Origin of the sequence: Tychonema sp. LEGE 07196 (assembly GCF_963890365.1) — a bacterium.
Classification (GTDB): Bacteria; Cyanobacteriota; Cyanobacteriia; order Cyanobacteriales; family Microcoleaceae; genus Microcoleus.
This window is the reverse complement of the sequence record NZ_CAWPRX010000097.1, coordinates 71,317-88,212: the sequence shown is the minus strand read 5'-3', so window position 1 is coordinate 88,212 and position 16,896 is coordinate 71,317. Positions and strand designations below refer to the sequence as shown.

Here is a 16,896-nt window from a genome sequence, read left to right as displayed (position 1 = left end):
CCCTCTCCCCTCTCCCAATCTCCCACTCTCCCTTCTAATTCCCCCTGGGGTCTAAAACGTCTCGCAGCCCGTCGCCTAAAAGGTTGAAACCGAGAACTATCAAGGTAATCAGCAAACCTGGAAACAAAATAGTCCAAGGAGATGAAAGAGCATATCCGCCTTTAAAAGCATCGGAAAGCATTGTCCCCAACTCCGGGGCTGGCGGCTGCGCGCCCAAACCGAGAAAACCTAAACCGGCGGCTTCTAGCGTGGCTGTACCAGTCGAAAGAGTTGCTTGTACAACTAACGGCGGGAGACTTCCCGGCAAAATGTGGCGAAAAATAATCCGTAAGTCGCCAGCGCCCAAGGCTTTGACTGCTAAGACAAATTCTTGTTCGCGCAGCGATAGCACCATGCTGCGCGTGAGGCGGATGTAAATGGGAATTTGCACGAGGCTGACGGCGATAATTACGCTTTGCAGGCTCGGCCCGGTGACGGTGACAACGGCGATCGCCAGTAAGATCGAAGGAAAAGCTAGCAAAATATCCGCCAAAGTGCCGATCGCCACTTGGGCCCATCCGCGAAAATATCCGGCGAAGAGTCCCAACAGCCCTCCCACAAACAATCCCGCAGCCACAGAAACTAAGCTGACGACCAAAGATATCCCCAATCCGTGCCACACTCGCACCAACAAATCTCGCCCCAAACTGTCGGTGCCGAACCAATGCTGGGCGCTAGGAGCCACTAATCGGGATAAATAATCGCGATCGACCGCCGGATTGTAGGGGGAAAGTAGGGGAGCTAACAGTGCCGAGAAAATCAGCGCTACAGTCAAAATTAAGCCGATTTTCCCGGAGGTCGATCGGGCGAATCGCTGCCAAGCAGGCTGTCGAAATATTAAATTTTGATGCAATTTGGGATTTTCCATTTTTAATAATGTCAAAAAAAAAACAGTTGTACCCGATCGCAGTTTTTATAGCCTGCTTGGCGGATGCCGAATCCTCGATGCCTTCGTTAAAGACCATTTAAGATATAGAGAACAAATAAATTTAAAACCCTAATGACATCAACCCTGCTCAAAACCTCCGCCCGATCGCCCCTGAACGCTCCAACAGTGCGCCATTTCCCCAACGGCCTCACAGTTATAGCCGAACACTTACCAGTCGATGCCGTCAACCTCAGCGTGTGGATGAATTTAGGCTCAGCCGTAGAATCCGACGAAATCAACGGTATGGCTCACTTTTTAGAACACATGATTTTTAAGGGAACTCCCAGCATCCAGAGTGGAGAATTTGAACGGGCGATCGAACAGCGCGGCGCTGTCACCAATGCCGCCACCAGTCAAGATTACACGAACTATTACATCACCACAGCTCCTAAAGATTTTGCTGAACTAGCTCCCCTACAAGTCGATGTCTTGCTCAACGCCAGCATTCCCGACGATGCCTTCGAGCGCGAACGGCTGGTAGTATTGGAAGAAATCAGACGATCGGAAGACAATCCGCGCCGGCGCACCTATCAGCGATCGATGCAATTAGCCTTTGAAGTCCTGCCCTACAAGCGACCGGTATTAGGCCCGACTTCCGTCATCGAAAATCTGAGGGCCCAACAAATGCGGGATTTCCACAGCAGCAGATATCAGCCAGGGGCGATGACAGCAGTCGCTGTAGGTAACTTGCCGGTCGATCGACTAATAGAAATTGTCGCCGAAAGTTTTGCCAGCAAAAGCACAGCACAAAACAGCGCCATAAATCAGCCCGCACTCAGCAGCTTTCACCCAGAATCCGAAATTCTCAACTACGGCCAAGAATCGCCCTTTACCGAAACAGTTCGCCGCGAATTTGTAGACTCTGCCCTCCAGCAAGCTCGACTGATCGTGATGTGGCGAGTCCCCGGCTTTGTGGAAATGTCCGAAACCTATGCCCTCGACGTTTTGGCGACAGTATTGGGCCACGGGCGCACAACTCGCTTGGTTAAGGATTTGCGCGAAAATCGAGGGCTAGTCTCGTCAATTTCCGTCAGCAACATGACTCAGCGACTAGGCGGGGTATTCTCGATTTCCGCTCAACTAGCGACAGAAAATATAGCCGAAGTGGAAGCAGCCATCGTCGGACACATCCGCACTCTGCAAACCGAACTGGTGACAGATGCCGAAATTTCCCGCATCCGCACCCAAGTAGCAAATCGGTTTATCTTCGGTAACGAAACTCCCAGCGATCGAGCAAGTTTGTACGGTTACTATCAGTCGATGGTAGGAGATATCGCTCCGGCCCTCAACTACGCAGCCTGCATCCAATCTCAGACAGCCGAGGATCTCCGGGAAGCCGCCGTCAAATATCTGTCTCCCGATGCGATGGGTGTGGTGGTAATTCGCCCCGAAGCAGCATAAACCCGACTGCTTCCTTCCCAGACGCAATCGTTTGCTTGTCAAGCTAGGGAGCACAAAGAAGGTAAATCATCGCCTTCTTTGATTTGAAAATACTGTGTCAGATCCTGTCCGATCTAGGATGGTAACAAAAAAAGGTTAGTAGTGCGGACTAAAGTCCGCACTACTAACCCATCTTATTTCGATCGATCGACTGGACAGGATATCAAGTTCGATCGCACTCCGCCTTAAAGGTTTTGTATCGAATCATGAATTTAAAGCTTTTAAGGTACGGGCGATCGGTAGAATGGCCGTAATTTTCTGAGAGTATAAACTTGGAATCGTTGAAGTGTGCAGGGAAGCATGAAATTACAAAACTTTCTCAACTCAAAAATTAGGTACGATGCCAAAGCGATCGCTGCCGACAACGAACTCAGCCGCCAAATTCAAAGCCGCCTCATTGACCTGGGTTTACTGAAACCTCCAGTAGACGGCATCTTTGGCCCACTTTCTACCGCCGCCCTCCACCGATTTCAAACCTTGATGAAGTGCGGCGAACCGGGTTTTTTGGGAGCAATCACAGCCAAAAAGCTGATCGAAACCAAAACAACGGACATTCCCACACCTCGCCCGATCCTGAAAACGACCAGAGACACTATTTTTAAATCAAAACCCCTAGCGTCTTCTCAACTTCAGGACTCAGAAAAACAAGTAATCCCAGCGGGAAAAGAGTTTGAACTCCTGGCTTTTGTGCCAATTCGCGGTCACATTAGGGTTGCTCTCCGCAACGAATCTTTCAAAGGTTCAGGGATTTGGTATGTTTACGGAGGACACGCTCAAGTTACTCTAGACGGCGTTTTGCTTTATCCCAAACCAAACCCGCCCACTGTCCGACTTGGCATTCCTTATCGATCGCAATTAGATAATTTTTACAATCCTACAGGTGCTTGTAATGTAACTTCCATAGCGATGTGTCTGGACTTTTTGAGAGTGCCGCGGCGCAATAGAAGCGGACAATATGAAGACGAACTCTACGAATATGCGATCGCCAAAGGTTACAGTCGCTGGGATCCCTACGATTTGGCAAAAATTGTTAGAGATTACGGCGCTCAAGATTACTATACCGAGAATGCAACTATTGATGACGTTCAAGATTGGCTGGCAAGCGGAAATCCCGCTGTCATCCACGGATACTTCACGTCTTTCGGTCACATTATAGTTGCTGCGGGCTACGACAGCGAAGGATTCTTCGTTCACGACCCCTATGGCGAGTGGTTCCCAAGCGGCTACGACACAAGTGTCAGCGGTGCCTACTTGCACTATTCCTATCGTTTAATCCGCAGCGTTTGTATGGCTGACGGAGATTTTTGGGTGCATTTTATCTCGAAGTAATTTGGCATTGGGCATCGAGAATTGGGAATTGGGAATTGGGAATTGAGCGTTAAAAATTGGGAATTAATTATTAGTTATTCACACGACTAAATAACCAATAATATCAAATCTGGTAGCATCAGAATTGCCGCTCTCTCTTCTCTTTCTCTGTGCCCTCTGTGTTCTCTGCGGTTAAATTCTTCTGATGCAATTATAATTGATATAACAATAGTGAACAGCGAATAGTCAATCAAAATAATCGATTGCGCTTGCGAGGAGGAGACGGCAATGCCGTTTCCCTACCCTAATTAATTGTAGGGAAACGGCATTGCCGTCTCCTGATATCAGTAACTAACTATTAATTTTCATGCTCAAATCCAGCCAAGTCGATCGCGTAATTGGAGCACTGGTAGAAATATAATCAACTCCGGTTTCCGCCACACTCCGAATAGTTTCTAAAGTCACATTCCCAGACGCTTCAATTTTTACCCGATCGCTCTTTTCCCGAATTATTGCCACAGCCTGCCGCATCAAATCAAAGGACATATTATCCAACATGATAATATCAGCTTTGTGCTGCAAAGCCGTTTCCACCTCAGCAAGGCTTTCCGTTTCAACTTCGATTGTCAGCGGATAGGGGATAGAATTGCGGATACGGGCGATCGCCTCGGCAATTCCTCCAGCCGCTGCAATGTGATTGTCTTTCACCATCACCGCGTCATCCAATCCCATCCGATGATTGCAAGCGCCGCCGACTTGAGTTGCGTATTTTTCCAACAACCTCAATCCCGGTGTTGTCTTGCGCGTATCGACTAATTGCACGGGCAAATCGGCAATTTTGTCAACATATTTTTGAGTTAAAGTAGCGATGCCGCTCAAACGCATTGCCAAGTTTAATGCTACTCTTTCTCCGGTTAATAGCGCATCGAAATTGCCGGAAATTTCGGCAATTACTTCTCCTTTTTCGCACAGTTTCCCTTCGGGTACTTGGGGGATGAAACTGAGGCTGCTGTCTAAAAGTTTAAATGTGCGATCGGCGATCGGCAATCCAGCAACGACTCCAGCCTCTTTGACAACCCATTTAGCAGTACCCTGGATGCTGTTTGCGGGAAATAAGGCCGATGTTGTGCGATCGCCCCTACCGATATCTTCTAGCAGCCAGTCGTGCAGTAGGGAGTCTAAAACTATCCAAGGTGGCAATATTGCTGTCATGTTTTTTGTTGGTTGTTATATCAATAGGAATTACGCATCAAAACCAAAGAAACCGGGTTTTTGCCAGAGAATCGGGCTGTAACAAAGTATCTCGGGAAAAACCCGGTTTCTGACTACCCGTGCGTTTGGAACTGCTATTAGGAAGAATAGTCGATCGGGTAATTTTCGGCAAGTTGCAGAATGATGATGGTGTGAGTGCGATTTTGGGCGATCGCACTACATAATGGGCTATTCTGTTGCTGACCTTGGGTTTTGGTGGTTTAATGGAGTAGATGGGCGATCGCGAGCAGAAACCATGATACAGCCAGTCATTTTAGAAAAATTAGCAGAACTTCCTGAGTCTCTTCAGACAGAAGTGCTTCATTATATTGAGTTTTTGATTGAAAAGCAGGCTAAAAACTCAACTCAAGAAAAGCCGACAAAGAAGCGTCGTGTTGCCGGAACAATGAAAGGAATGTTTGTTCTACCGCTACCTGACGACTTTGATGAGCCGCTTGAGGATATCAAGGAATTTTTTGTAAAGCGAGACGCGGAAGAGGCTCCTAAAGCCGAAAAAGCTGCCAAGCGAGGCGGACTGGGAATTTGGAAAGATAAAATCTCGATGTCTGATGATTTTTATGAACCTCTCGAAGATTTAAAGGATTATATGTAAACGAGTCTCCTGTTGACAACGTTGGCTATTGGTGCTTTGATGGGATAAATGGGTTTACTTTGGTATCAAAAAAAGTTTGAGCCTCTTAAGGAAGTTCATCTGACTCATATAGGCTTAACTGATTGCCGTGAATATCACATCAGGTATGGATGCAGGTATGGATAATAGTGAGCTACAGAAAAGGCACTTTGCTGCTCTTAAACAGAAATATAAAGTAAGTCAGTATAATAGTGATGTATCTGATAGTTTCCTATATCTGATACTGAGAAAAGCCAACCTGGGCATTCAGGTCACAAACCTAGAGTTTGAATGGCTAGCAGAGAATCGCCTTATCGGAACCATTGAAATCATTTCTTTACAGCAATACCAAGCAGAAGACAAGAAGAGGCTAGAAGCTGAATTTCTGCAACTGCGAACTAAGTACCATATTCCAAAAGAGTTAGAGCTTCTCATCTCCAGCCCAGTCTATTCAATACTTTGGAAATTTGATCCTGGGTATAGCCTTACAGATTCAGAGTTGGAACTACTAAATAATCATGGTCTTGTAGACACAATAACTTTAATTCAAGATATTCGTAACTTTTCAAAACTCAAAATTAACTATAAAGCCACTAAGAATCTAAACCAATTTCCTGAAGAGCCTCTCTATTCTATTCTGAAAAAGCTTGATGCGAGAGAGCAATTATCTAACTCCGAAGCTGAATGGCTTTTAGAATTAGATTTGGGAGAAACACTAGAAATTCATTGGCAGCAAGAGGATGAAAGGAAAGCTGAAATTGAATTCTCAGAACTAAAGTCTAAATATCAGATTGATTCTCACCCAGATACTTCTATTTCTAGTCCACTCTATTCTATTTTGAGCAAATTAAAATCAGAATTAGAACTAGAGCCTAGTGAATGTGAGTGGTTGAAGCAGCAAAACTTGAGCGAATTAATTGCAATCGATCGAGAGCGTAAGGACAGAAGATTCTTTGTGGAACTTAAAAATAAATATAAAGCCACTCAATATCAAAGCTCAGATCCTTCGAGCCGTTTATTTTTTATCCTTAGAATTTTTGAGATTAGTGAATCAAAAACTTCAAATCCTTCGGGCGAGTCGAAAGTATTGATTGACTCGGAAAAAGATATTCAGTGGTTGTCAGAACAAGGACTTTTTGAAACAGTAGATATTGCCAAACAGCTTTACTTCAAGGCATTAAAAACCAAGTATCAGATTGTGGGTCAATTAGGAATCGACCCATTTTATGAAATTATGCTTAAACTTGAGCGAGAGGAAAGACTCGATCCAAAACAAGTCATTCAATTAATGGAAGAAGGTCGTCTTGCTCGACATGGAAAGATAGCGGTAGCCTACTACAGATTAGAAGCAATATTTTACGAAAAAGAACATCAACGAACTGGAAATAAATGGAAGTTACCCAGTGCAAGTAGTAACTGGCGTAAGGCAGATGAGCCTGAAAAAGCTCTAAAAGTCACAGAAAATTTGAACTGGAACAAAGTGCAAGAATCTGACCTGAAATCAGCTCTGTGGGTAACTAGAGGTGCAGCCTTTCGGGATCTTAATCAAATAGATGAAGCAGAAAATTGTGCAACGCAAGCAAGAGAATGTCACCCTGATAGTCACCAACCCTATACCTTGATGGGAGCAATTTGTTACGACCGACGTGAATATGCGGATGGTGATAATTGGTTTGAACTGGCCGCAGAACGTGGGGCTGATGATACCGACGACGAAATTGAAAGAATTGTCAGAATGACAAAAGACAAGGATAAACGTAGAGAAGTTGCAGAGTATCTTCTCAGTAAAGATCCAAATCGCTATAAATGGGCAAATTCGTATCTAAAATAGGAAGAACTATGGAAGCATCGAAAAGGTCTGCCTCTACCAGTATCCTGACGGCTCATATACAGCGGTTCCCGCTTTTATGGGGTACAGTAGCAGCTACGAGCCAACCCAGGTTATCTTATTTTACAGTTTTTGAGTGTACCGCATAGCAGCGGGAACGCTGTAGGCGCAAAGGAAAAGGCAAGGCGATCGCCCACTATTGACTGCTAAAATTAAGGGCGATCGCCTGTGATGATTGTGTTAAAATAAAGACGACTGAAAGAGGCAACTACTATGACTGTTCGTGATATTGCGATCGCTCTTAATTTTAGCAACTTCCAGAATCATTTTTTCCAGAAGTCAGCCACTGCATCCACTTTGTGCTCCAGAAGCACCAAAATAGAATAGGAGTTTTACAACGAGGAATGGTTGGGTTTAAAATGAAGAGGCTATCAACCTATCCCCTATGAGTGAAACCCTCTACATTGAAACCAGCATCTTGGGCTACCTAACAGCTCGATCGACTAAAAACCTAATCCTGGCTGCCAATATCGAGGTAACAAAAGATTGGTGGGAGTATCGCCGCAGTGCTTTCACAATGTACATCTCACAAGCTGTCCTAAACGAGGTAGCACAAGGAGACACAGAAATTGGGGTTCAACGTATGGAACTGCTTCGCGGTGTTCCATTGCTAGAATTAAATCGAGCTGTACGAGACTTAGCCTCGCAGTTTCTTACACGCAGCAATCTTCCCCCTAAAGCACATATCGATGCAATTCACATTGCAGCAGCGACCGTTCACGGCTTGGATTACCTGTTAACCTGGAACTGTAAGCATATCGCAAACGCTCAAATCCAGGGAAAACTTGCAGAAATCAGTTTTGATTGCGGATACGAGTTGCCGATTCTTTGTACGCCCTATGAACTACTAGGAAATTAATTTATGCTGCAAGATGAAATCGTAGAAGAAATTCACAAAATTCGTCAAGAGTATGCCAAGTCTTTCAATTATGACTTGGACGCAATATTTGCAGACTTGCAGAAGAAACAAGCTGAAAGTGGCAGAGAAGTGGTGAAATTGTCGCCAAAGCGCGTCCTCACAGGGCGCTGGAGCGGGCGGGGCAAAAATATTCTGTGAAAAAACTAAAGCCCTTTTCCGTTGTTGCGGGAAAAGAGCTTTAATTTATGATTAACCTGGCACTGAGCTATTTTACCGGGCAGTGACCCGCCGAGTATCTTCGCCATAGCAACGTTTAACAACCGAGTTCGGGATGGATCGGAGTGGTTCCATTACATCATAAGCACCAGGAAAGCTTTGAAAACTTTAAATCCTGTGTCTGCGTTAAGTTTGATGCGCTGCATCTCTTTCGCTCGACCTAATTACCTTAGCAAACTCTCCCCAGTTTGTCAACCCCTTGGTGAAAAGTTTTTTTTCGATGATGTCATGGAGTCTGAGCCAGAGGCGAGAAACCGGGTTTTTATGAAAATATTTCGTTGCAGGCGACAGATTCGGAAACAACCCGGTTTCTGGGAGTCTGAGCCAGAGCCGAGAAACCGGGTTTTTATGAAAATATTTCGTTGCAGGCGACAGATTCGGAAACAACCCGGTTTCTGGGAGTCTGAGCCAGAGGCGAGAAACCGGGTTTTTATGAAAATATTTCGTTACAGGCGACAGATTCCGAAAAAACCCGGTTTCTGGGAGTCTGAGCGCGTCAGCCCGATCGCAAATCCAAAAACCCAGCATCCATACCCTACTCTCTGCGAATCTTCGCATCCTTCTCAAACCACGCCACAACCTGCTTAACTGTTAATTGCTCGATCGCACTTTCAGATTCTGCCGCAATTTGCTTCAACGGTCGCAAAGACGCAACCACCAAATTAGTAAAAAAGTTTTCAAAACTAGCATCAACTTGAATCGACTGTTGAATGCTCTCATCATTCTTAATCCAATCCATCACCTGCTGGTTAGACACCTCAGTTATCGGCAAACCAGTCTCCCCAGCAATTTGCTTGAGCACCCTCAAACCATAAATTGCCAATCGAGTCGAAAACTTCTCCTTCGACGACAGCAGCGCCATATCAACTTCGGCGCACTCTTCCGGCTTTAAAAAATCTGCTAATGGTTGCATAGTTATTTGTTGACTGTTGACTGTTGACTGTTGACTGTTGACTGTTGAATAACTAATAACTAATAACTAATAACTAATAACTAATAACAACTACTGACTACTGACTACTGACTACTGACTACTTTCTAGCAATCAAATAACCGCAGCGGTGTTCCCCATCAATAATCCAGTGAGTCCGCTCCACAATACAATCCGGCAACACAGCCGCAAACATTTCCAACTCATTGCCGCAAACACTCGGAAAAGTTTCCGCCACATTAGAAATAGCACAGTTGTGTTCCATCAACACAAATCGATCGCCCTTAACATCGCGATCGCACATTTCCATACCTACAGATTCTACAGGATAACACTCAGCCATATAACCTTCAGCCCTGCGGAGTTCCACCAACTTAGTCACCCGCTCTTGCAGCGAACCCGAACCCACAAAGCGCCGATAGTCCGTAGCCTTGCGCTGCCACTGTTTTCGCAGGATACTAATCACTTGCTCGCGGCCGACAGTTTCCGCCAGGGTATCCAAGAAAGACACAGCAAAATCGCCGTAACGGTTCGGGAAGCGATCGCGCCCCAGACTGGTAAGCTCATAAATATGCTGCGGTCGCCCCATACCAGCCTGAACCGACTGATACCGAATCAGCCCCTCCGCCTCCAAATCCTTCAAATGACGGCGAATCGCCTGCGGGCTCATCTCCAAAGACTCCGCCAACTCAAGAGCCGTCCCCTGACCCCCCTTGAGCAAATATTGCAGGATGTCTTGTTTCGTGGAAGTCTGCTGAGTAGTCTCCATCATCTTCACAAAAAATTATTAATTTGACTTTGACAATATCACTATTGTTAATGTAGCTTAAAATATAGTAAAGCAACAAACCTGTTGTTTAACTCAACCGAGCAGTCCAGCAGAACTCGCTCAAGCCCAGACAACCATTGCCCGTCTGCCATCTTTGAGAGCATTATCTAGAACACTGAACACGCAAAATCATGAGCTCTACAGTCACAACCCTAGTCAACCAGCCCTACAAATACGGTTTCGTTACCGACATCGAGTCGGACACCATCGCCCGCGGCTTGAGCGAAGATGTAGTCCGCCTGATTTCCTCGAAGAAAAACGAACCGGAATTCATGCTGCAATTCCGCCTCAAAGCATACCGGAAGTGGCTGACAATGACCGAGCCCACCTGGCCCCACGTCAACTATCCCGCGATCGACTACCAAAACATTATCTACTACTCCGCGCCAAAACAAAAGCCCAAAAAGCTCAACAGTTTGGACGAAGTTGATCCGACACTATTAGAAACCTTCGAGAAATTAGGAATTCCCCTATCCGAACAAAGACGACTGGGAAATGTCGCCGTCGATGTTGTTTTCGACAGCGTTTCAATTGCCACAACCTTTAGAGAAAAACTAGCCAAAGACGGCGTTATCTTCTGTTCCATCACAGAAGCCATCAAAGATTATCCCGAACTAATCGAAAAATATCTTGGCACAGTCGTACCAGTCGGCGACAACTTTTTTGCAGCCCTCAACTCCGCCGTATTCACCGATGGTTCCTTCGTTTACATTCCCAAAGGCGTAAAATGCCCGATGGAATTGTCAACCTATTTCCGCATCAACAACGAAGATTCCGGCCAGTTCGAGCGCACCCTAATTGTCGCAGAAGAAAACAGTTCCGTGTCTTACCTAGAAGGCTGCACCGCCCCGATGTTTGACACCAACCAACTGCACGCCGCCGTCGTGGAATTGGTAACAATGGACAATGCCGACATCAAATACTCAACAGTCCAAAACTGGTACGCCGGCGACGCCAACGGCAAAGGCGGGATTTACAACTTTGTGACAAAGCGCGGTTTGTGTCAAGGAGTCAATTCCAAGATTTCTTGGACGCAAGTAGAAACCGGTTCGGCGATTACTTGGAAATATCCCAGTTGCGTATTAGTCGGCGACAACTCCGTAGGCGAATTCTACTCGGTAGCCCTGACAAACAACAAGCAGCAAGCTGACACCGGCACCAAAATGATTCACGTCGGCAAAAATACTCGCAGCACGATTATTTCTAAAGGAATCTCTGCGGGTAATTCTGCAAACAGCTATCGCGGATTGGTAAAAATGGGGCCCAACTCTAAAGGCTCTCGCAACTATTCTCAGTGCGATTCGATGCTAATTGGCGACAACGCTCAAGCGAATACTTTCCCCTACATTCAAGTGCAGAACAATACTGCTAAAGTGGAACACGAAGCTTCGACTTCCAAAATAGGGGAAGAGCAATTGTTCTTCTTCGCCCAGCGGGGAATTTCAGCAGAAGATGCGATTTCGATGATGATTAGCGGTTTCTGTAAAGATGTTTTCAATCAGTTACCAATGGAATTTGCAGCGGAAGCTGATAAGTTGCTCAGTCTGAAGCTGGAAGGAAGTGTGGGATAATTGTGGCTGGCGATAAACCCTTCCATACCGAGTCTCTTGCTGACAAATTAAGACTGCAATCCATAAATAATGTCGCTTTTATTCGAGGCCCGATCCCCCTAAATCTCCCTTAAGAAGGGGGACTTTGAGAACACTATTATCCTTCCTTAATAATGGGTAATTTGAAAACACTATTGTCCCCCCCTTATTAAGGGGGGCTAGGGGGGATCGAAACTTCGATACAAACAAAAGAGACGCTAGGTTTTACGTTAAGTGGTCAGCAATAGCCAGAGTGTAGAAACGAAAACAATTGTAAAGTGCATTGAGGCAAAGGAAAAAAAGAGATGATTGTTGAAAATAGTCCAGTAGTTCTATCCGTCCGCAATTTAACTGCGAACGTCGAAGATACCCAAATCCTGAAAGGTTTAAACCTAGAAATTAAATCCGGCGAAATCCACGCCATCATGGGCCCGAACGGTTCAGGGAAAAGCACCTTATCCAAAATATTAGCCGGCCATCCTGCTTATACGGTAACGGGCGGAGAAGTTACATTTTTGGGTCAAAATCTACTAGAATTAGCGCCGGAAGAACGTTCTTTGGCGGGCATATTTCTAGCTTTCCAATATCCTTTGGAAATTCCGGGCGTTAGCAATCTGGATTTCTTGCGGGTGGCTTACAATTCCCACCGCAAACATCGCGGCTTGGAAGAGTTGGATGCTTTTGATTTCCAAGATTTTGTCGAGGAAAAGCTGGAAATTGTCAAGATGAATGACTCTTTCTTGAACCGCAGCGTTAATGAAGGTTTTTCTGGCGGCGAGAAAAAGCGGAATGAGATTTTGCAAATGGCTATACTGGATCCTAAATTAGCTATTTTGGACGAAACTGATTCTGGTTTGGATATCGATGCTCTTAAAATTGTCGCCGGCGGGGTGAATCAGTTGTCAAGTGCTGAAAATTGTATGTTGGTGATTACTCACTATCAGCGGTTGTTGAATTACATTATTCCTGATTTTATTCATGTCATGGAAGCTGGTAGAATTATCTTGACTGGCCCGAAAGAGTTGGCGCTGGAATTGGAAGAGCGCGGTTATGATTGGGTTGTGGAAGAGGAAGCAGCAGGAGTTGGCGCGCGATGATAAATACGCAAGTTGCTACTAAAGAAATGTTTTTGGCTGATTTGGTGAATCAGTGCAGCAAGTTGGAGGTTGCTAATCGCAAAGGTTCGGCTTACGGGTTGCAGGATTTGCGGGATGCGGCGACTGAATACGTGCTTGCTGCAAGTTTTCCGACGGTGAGGGATGAGGAGTGGCGCTTTACTGATTTGTCGTCGATGTTGCAGGTTCCTTTTCATGTACCGCAAAGCTATCAGTCAACGGTTAAGCTGGCTGATATTGTTATGCCTGTGAAGAATCGGGATGATTTACCGTTAAGATTGGTATTTGTTAACGGTTTTTATGCGCCGGATTTGTCAACGGTGAATTTGCCGGACTTTTATGCAGGTAATTTATCTAATGTACCGGAAAAATATCGATCGCGCATCACCGATGTTTTGAGCCAGCACAAACAGCAAACAGAGGTGTTTACCGCGCTGAATGTGGCGGGTTTAGCCGATTCTGCGGTGGTGTTCGTACCGGCCAATGTGTGCGTCGAAATGCCGATTCACTTGCTGTTCCTGACCGCACCAGGTGCATCTCCAACCATGTCTCAGCCGCACTGTGTGGTTATCGCAGAGCCTGGAAGCAATGTAACGCTAATTGAAGATTACGCAACTCTCGGTAATGTACCCGCTTTTACGAATGCTGTGACGGAGGTTGTTGTCGGCGAAAACGCCGCTGTCAACCATGTTCGGCTTCAGCGCGAAGCTTTGGATGCAGTTCATATCGGCAAAAGTGCGATCGTCCAATCTCGCAACAGCCGTTATACTTGTCATGCTATCAGCTTGGGCGGCAAAATATCGCGCCACAATTTAGAAGTATTTCAGCGCGGCGAAGGCACCGAAACAACTTTAAATGGTTTAACCGTAGCCTTTGGCGAACAGTTATCCGACACTCACAGTTTAATCGATTTCAATTACCCTCACGGTACAAGCCGCCAATTGCACAAGTGCATTATTGGTAACAAAGCTCGTGCAGTATTTAACGGCAAAGTTTTCGTTCGCAAAGCCGCACAATTGACAGATGCCGGACAGTTGAGCCGGAATTTGTTGCTGTCGCCCAGAGCTCGCGTCGATACCAAACCGCAGCTAGAAATTGTGGCGGATAACGTTAAATGTTCCCACGGTGCAACTGTCAGCCAGTTAGAAGATGACGAGCTTTTTTACTTGCAAAGTCGCGGTTTGGATTTAGAGAGAAGCCGCTATTTGCTGATTGATGCTTTTGCGGCGGAAATTCTGGATAAATTGCCAATTCTGGGAGTAGCAAAAATGCTTTCTACTTGTGTGGCTGTGCAAGAATAAAGGAATTAGCAACAGGCTGGGTGATGTTTTCTTGCCTTTGCAATCAAACCCGGAGATCCCCCTAAATCCCCCTTAAGAAGGGGGACTTTGAGAATATTCTTGTCCCCCCCTTATTAAGGGGGGCTAGGGGGGATCTCCGGGTTCAAAAATACGCCCTAGAAGCAAGTTTCACAACAATACTAACTTCAAAAAATATGACACTTATTCAAGAAAAAACCTTAGCATCAAAAGTTCGCGCAGACTTCCCAATCTTGACTCAAAAAGTCCACGGGAAACCGCTAGTTTATTTAGACAATGCAGCTACATCTCAAAAACCCTTAGCTGTACTCAATGCTTGGCGCGATTACTACGAACAATACAATGCTAACGTGCACCGCGGCGCTCACTCTCTCAGCGCCAAAGCGACTGATGCTTACGAAGGTGCCAGAGATAAAGTTGCAGCGTTTATCAATGCGGCTTCGCGACAAGAAATTGTTTACACTCGCAACGCCACCGAAGCGATTAATTTGGTTGCTTATTCTTGGGGTTTAAACAATCTGCAAGCGGGAGATGAAATTATTCTGTCGGTGATGGAACACCACAGCAATCTGGTGCCTTGGCAAATGATTGCTCAAAAAACTGGTGCGGTACTCAAGTTTGTGGAGTTGACGGAGACTCAGGAGTTTGATTTAGAACAGTTTAAAACGCTGATTTCAAATAAAACTAAGTTGGTTTCAATCGTTCACGTTTCCAATACTTTGGGTTGTATCAATCCGGTTCAAGAAATCTGCGAAATTGCCCACAGTTTCGGCGCAAAAGTTTTAATAGATGCTTGCCAAAGCGTCCCGCACATGGTAGTAGATGTGCAAGCAATGGATTGCGATTGGCTGGTGGCTTCGGGCCACAAAATGTGCGCTCCGACTGGCATCGGTTTTTTGTACGGGAAACTGGATTTATTGAGAGAAATGCCTCCGTTTTTTGGCGGTGGCGAGATGATTGCTGATGTTTTTCTCGAATATTCTACCTATGCTGATTTGCCGCACAAGTTTGAGGCGGGGACTCCGGCAATCGGGGAGGCGATCGCCCTTGGTGCCGCAATCGATTATCTTAATAACATTGGCATGGATAAGATTCATGCCTGCGAAGCCGAATTGACGGCTTATCTGTTCCAACAATTGCGACAAATTCCACAGATTAAAATTTACGGGCCGCAACCGGACAGCAACGGCGAAGGTAGGGCCGCGCTAGCATCATTTAGCGCTGGAGAAATTCACCCTCAAGACTTGTCTACTCTGTTGGATCAGGAGGGGGTCGCGATTCGTTCCGGGCATCACTGCACGCAAGCTTTGCACCGCTATTTGAACATTTCATCTACTGCACGGGTGAGTTTGTATTTTTACAATACTCGCGAGGAGATTGATGTGTTTGTGAAAGCGTTGAAAGAGACGATCGACTTTTTTGGTGAGATGATGGGGTAATTTGGTTGGTGATGGTTCGCTGGTATAAATTTAGAAGCGATCGCCCTTTTTTTACCGCAGATGAAGACAGATGAACACGGATGAACGCGGATGAAGAAGAGAGCGATCGCACCCCCAAATCCCAAAACCAGAACGGAATCTGGTAAAATAGGGGCAGTCAACCCACAGGAAAGTCAAAAATATAAAGTGTGTTTGATGAACTAGCTGCATACAGACAAAGCCTCGGTTTATCACTGGCTGGCAGCGAAACCGATAAATCAACCATAGCTAAACTAGAAATAGCAGGTCAAAGTTTTTTTGGCATCAACTCTGGCAGCAACCCCTATCGCCGCCAAATAACTTTTAATGTCAATCCTATCACCAAAACCCACGCTGAAGCCGATGCTTTTCAACAAGCAGCCGATGCGGGCATTAGAGGAGGTAAAGCACGTTTGATTTGCGATCGCGAGCTTTGTGCGGCTTGCGGCTTAAGAGGTGGAGTAAACTCTATGGCTTGGCAGTTAAATATAGCAGAATTAGAAATTATTACTCCCAGTGGAAGTAAGACAATAACAGTTCAACCGCCAAATAGAAGGAGACAATAATGTTTGTATCAAACCTATCAGCAGAAAATTGGGTTGGCAACCAAGATGAAGGGGATCTAATAGAAAATCCCACTTGGAGTCAAATAGAACAAGCCATTCGCGAGTTAGATGGGAAAAGTAAAACTTTAGTTACCTTGGGTGCAGATGACGAGTGTTATATGAGTATTGGCGGCGGTGAATCCGGGAAATATATTGTTAACGTAACTTTTGATAACGTTAGCTTCCATAATTTAGTAGATCCCTCAAAACCAGATGCAATAGAAAAGCTAGTTATCGGCGGACAAGAAGGTAATTATCCTGCGAAGATGTGTGTCAATTTAGATACAGCACTGTTGGTAGCTCAAATATTTACAGTATCAGGAAAACTCGAAACATCACTGTCTTGGGAAGAAGAGAAAGAATTAGCGGTGTCATCAAATAAGATTTAACACAACCTAAGTGAAGTGCGATCGCCCTTTCTTTCTTCATCC

Annotated in this window: 17 protein-coding genes and 1 rRNA gene; 12 read left to right on the top strand and 6 right to left on the bottom strand. The window is 45.5% G+C overall.

The features are described from left to right. Positions 1-34: 34 nt before the first annotated feature. Positions 35-907 carry an ABC transporter permease gene (locus AACV78_RS12225; RefSeq protein WP_194011189.1) on the bottom strand — a complete coding sequence of 291 codons (873 nt, stop codon included), beginning with the start codon at positions 905-907 and terminating at the stop codon, positions 35-37. 132 nt (positions 908-1,039) lie between these two features. Between AACV78_RS12225 and AACV78_RS12220 the strand changes: the two genes are divergently transcribed. Together AACV78_RS12220 and AACV78_RS12215 are read left to right on the top strand one after the other, a co-directional pair. Next, a complete protein-coding gene (locus AACV78_RS12220; RefSeq protein WP_194011188.1) occupies positions 1,040-2,368 on the top strand; it encodes a M16 family metallopeptidase in 1,329 nt (442 codons plus the stop codon). A gap of 339 nt (positions 2,369-2,707) precedes the next feature. Continuing rightward, a complete protein-coding gene (locus AACV78_RS12215; protein ID WP_194011187.1) occupies positions 2,708-3,736 on the top strand; it encodes a C39 family peptidase in 1,029 nt (342 codons plus the stop codon). Positions 3,737-4,066: 330 nt separating this feature from the next. Here the strand turns inward: AACV78_RS12215 and nadC are convergent, their stop codons facing one another. Beyond that, positions 4,067-4,927 carry a carboxylating nicotinate-nucleotide diphosphorylase gene (gene nadC, locus AACV78_RS12210; RefSeq protein ID WP_194011186.1) on the bottom strand — a complete coding sequence of 287 codons (861 nt, stop codon included), beginning with the start codon at positions 4,925-4,927 and terminating at the stop codon, positions 4,067-4,069. 223 nt (positions 4,928-5,150) lie between these two features. Here nadC and vapB point away from each other — a divergent pair, with 223 nt between their 5' ends. The 4 genes from vapB (at position 5,151) to AACV78_RS12190 (ending at position 8,542) form a co-directional block, all read left to right on the top strand. Then, entirely contained in the window at positions 5,151-5,579 is a 429-nt protein-coding gene (gene vapB / locus AACV78_RS12205; protein WP_228042203.1) for a type II toxin-antitoxin system VapB family antitoxin, read from the top strand. 127 nt (positions 5,580-5,706) lie between these two features. After that, positions 5,707-7,428 carry a tetratricopeptide repeat protein gene (locus AACV78_RS12200; protein ID WP_228042202.1) on the top strand — a complete coding sequence of 574 codons (1,722 nt, stop codon included), beginning with the start codon at positions 5,707-5,709 and terminating at the stop codon, positions 7,426-7,428. Between the two features lie 442 nt (positions 7,429-7,870). Next, positions 7,871-8,344, top strand: coding sequence for a type II toxin-antitoxin system VapC family toxin (locus tag AACV78_RS12195; protein WP_194011185.1), 474 nt, complete (start codon positions 7,871-7,873; stop codon positions 8,342-8,344). A 3-nt stretch (positions 8,345-8,347) separates the two neighbouring features. Next, a complete protein-coding gene (locus AACV78_RS12190) occupies positions 8,348-8,542 on the top strand; it encodes a hypothetical protein (RefSeq protein ID WP_194011184.1) in 195 nt (64 codons plus the stop codon). A gap of 54 nt (positions 8,543-8,596) precedes the next feature. Here AACV78_RS12190 and rrf read toward each other — a convergent pair. The 4 genes from rrf to sufR form a co-directional block, all read right to left on the bottom strand. Then, a 5S ribosomal RNA gene (rrf, locus tag AACV78_RS12185) occupies positions 8,597-8,713 on the bottom strand. Between the two features lie 33 nt (positions 8,714-8,746). Beyond that, positions 8,747-9,148 (bottom strand): hypothetical protein, encoded by a 402-nt coding sequence (locus tag AACV78_RS12180; protein WP_194011183.1) that lies wholly within the window; start codon positions 9,146-9,148, stop codon positions 8,747-8,749. A gap of 7 nt (positions 9,149-9,155) precedes the next feature. Continuing rightward, entirely contained in the window at positions 9,156-9,533 is a 378-nt protein-coding gene (locus tag AACV78_RS12175; RefSeq protein WP_194011182.1) for a hypothetical protein, read from the bottom strand. Positions 9,534-9,651: 118 nt separating this feature from the next. After that, positions 9,652-10,323, bottom strand: a complete 672-nt coding sequence (gene sufR / locus AACV78_RS12170; RefSeq protein ID WP_194011181.1) for an iron-sulfur cluster biosynthesis transcriptional regulator SufR — start codon at positions 10,321-10,323, stop codon at positions 9,652-9,654. Between the two features lie 188 nt (positions 10,324-10,511). Between sufR and sufB the strand changes: the two genes are divergently transcribed. The 6 genes from sufB to AACV78_RS12140 all read left to right on the top strand — a co-directional run bounded on the left by sufB (position 10,512) and on the right by AACV78_RS12140 (position 16,854). Next, positions 10,512-11,951, top strand: a complete 1,440-nt coding sequence (sufB, locus tag AACV78_RS12165; RefSeq protein ID WP_194011180.1) for a Fe-S cluster assembly protein SufB — start codon at positions 10,512-10,514, stop codon at positions 11,949-11,951. A gap of 323 nt (positions 11,952-12,274) precedes the next feature. Continuing rightward, positions 12,275-13,066, top strand: a complete 792-nt coding sequence (gene sufC / locus AACV78_RS12160) for a Fe-S cluster assembly ATPase SufC (RefSeq protein ID WP_194011179.1) — start codon at positions 12,275-12,277, stop codon at positions 13,064-13,066. Then, positions 13,063-14,385: a Fe-S cluster assembly protein SufD gene (sufD, locus tag AACV78_RS12155; RefSeq protein ID WP_194011178.1), complete on the top strand. Its 1,323-nt coding sequence runs from the start codon at positions 13,063-13,065 to the stop codon at positions 14,383-14,385. Before sufC ends, sufD begins: the two co-directional genes overlap by 4 nt. A gap of 194 nt (positions 14,386-14,579) precedes the next feature. Continuing rightward, positions 14,580-15,842 carry a SufS family cysteine desulfurase gene (locus AACV78_RS12150; RefSeq protein WP_194011177.1) on the top strand — a complete coding sequence of 421 codons (1,263 nt, stop codon included), beginning with the start codon at positions 14,580-14,582 and terminating at the stop codon, positions 15,840-15,842. 188 nt (positions 15,843-16,030) lie between these two features. Continuing rightward, positions 16,031-16,426: a deaminase gene (locus AACV78_RS12145; RefSeq protein WP_194011176.1), complete on the top strand. Its 396-nt coding sequence runs from the start codon at positions 16,031-16,033 to the stop codon at positions 16,424-16,426. Continuing rightward, positions 16,426-16,854: an Imm1 family immunity protein gene (locus AACV78_RS12140; protein WP_194011175.1), complete on the top strand. Its 429-nt coding sequence runs from the start codon at positions 16,426-16,428 to the stop codon at positions 16,852-16,854. Before AACV78_RS12145 ends, AACV78_RS12140 begins: the two co-directional genes overlap by 1 nt. Positions 16,855-16,896 lie beyond the last annotated feature (42 nt).

What these genes read in the sequence shown, in the direction of transcription:
- AACV78_RS12215 (WP_194011187.1), top strand. Translation starts at nt 2,708, where the DNA reads ATGAAATTACAAAACTTTCTCAACTCAAAAATTAGGTACGATGCCAAA.
- AACV78_RS12175 (WP_194011182.1), bottom strand. Translation starts at nt 9,533, where the DNA reads ATGCAACCATTAGCAGATTTTTTAAAGCCGGAAGAGTGCGCCGAAGTT.
- sufB (WP_194011180.1), top strand. Translation starts at nt 10,512, where the DNA reads ATGAGCTCTACAGTCACAACCCTAGTCAACCAGCCCTACAAATACGGT.
- nadC (WP_194011186.1), bottom strand. Translation starts at nt 4,927, where the DNA reads ATGACAGCAATATTGCCACCTTGGATAGTTTTAGACTCCCTACTGCAC.
- AACV78_RS12220 (WP_194011188.1), top strand. Translation starts at nt 1,040, where the DNA reads ATGACATCAACCCTGCTCAAAACCTCCGCCCGATCGCCCCTGAACGCT.
- sufR (WP_194011181.1), bottom strand. Translation starts at nt 10,323, where the DNA reads ATGATGGAGACTACTCAGCAGACTTCCACGAAACAAGACATCCTGCAA.
- AACV78_RS12150 (WP_194011177.1), top strand. Translation starts at nt 14,580, where the DNA reads ATGACACTTATTCAAGAAAAAACCTTAGCATCAAAAGTTCGCGCAGAC.
- AACV78_RS12140 (WP_194011175.1), top strand. Translation starts at nt 16,426, where the DNA reads ATGTTTGTATCAAACCTATCAGCAGAAAATTGGGTTGGCAACCAAGAT.
- AACV78_RS12225 (WP_194011189.1), bottom strand. Translation starts at nt 907, where the DNA reads ATGGAAAATCCCAAATTGCATCAAAATTTAATATTTCGACAGCCTGCT.
- vapB (WP_228042203.1), top strand. Translation starts at nt 5,151, where the DNA reads ATGGGCTATTCTGTTGCTGACCTTGGGTTTTGGTGGTTTAATGGAGTA.
- AACV78_RS12180 (WP_194011183.1), bottom strand. Translation starts at nt 9,148, where the DNA reads ATGCTGGGTTTTTGGATTTGCGATCGGGCTGACGCGCTCAGACTCCCA.
- sufC (WP_194011179.1), top strand. Translation starts at nt 12,275, where the DNA reads ATGATTGTTGAAAATAGTCCAGTAGTTCTATCCGTCCGCAATTTAACT.
- AACV78_RS12190 (WP_194011184.1), top strand. Translation starts at nt 8,348, where the DNA reads ATGCTGCAAGATGAAATCGTAGAAGAAATTCACAAAATTCGTCAAGAG.
- AACV78_RS12195 (WP_194011185.1), top strand. Translation starts at nt 7,871, where the DNA reads ATGAGTGAAACCCTCTACATTGAAACCAGCATCTTGGGCTACCTAACA.
- sufD (WP_194011178.1), top strand. Translation starts at nt 13,063, where the DNA reads ATGATAAATACGCAAGTTGCTACTAAAGAAATGTTTTTGGCTGATTTG.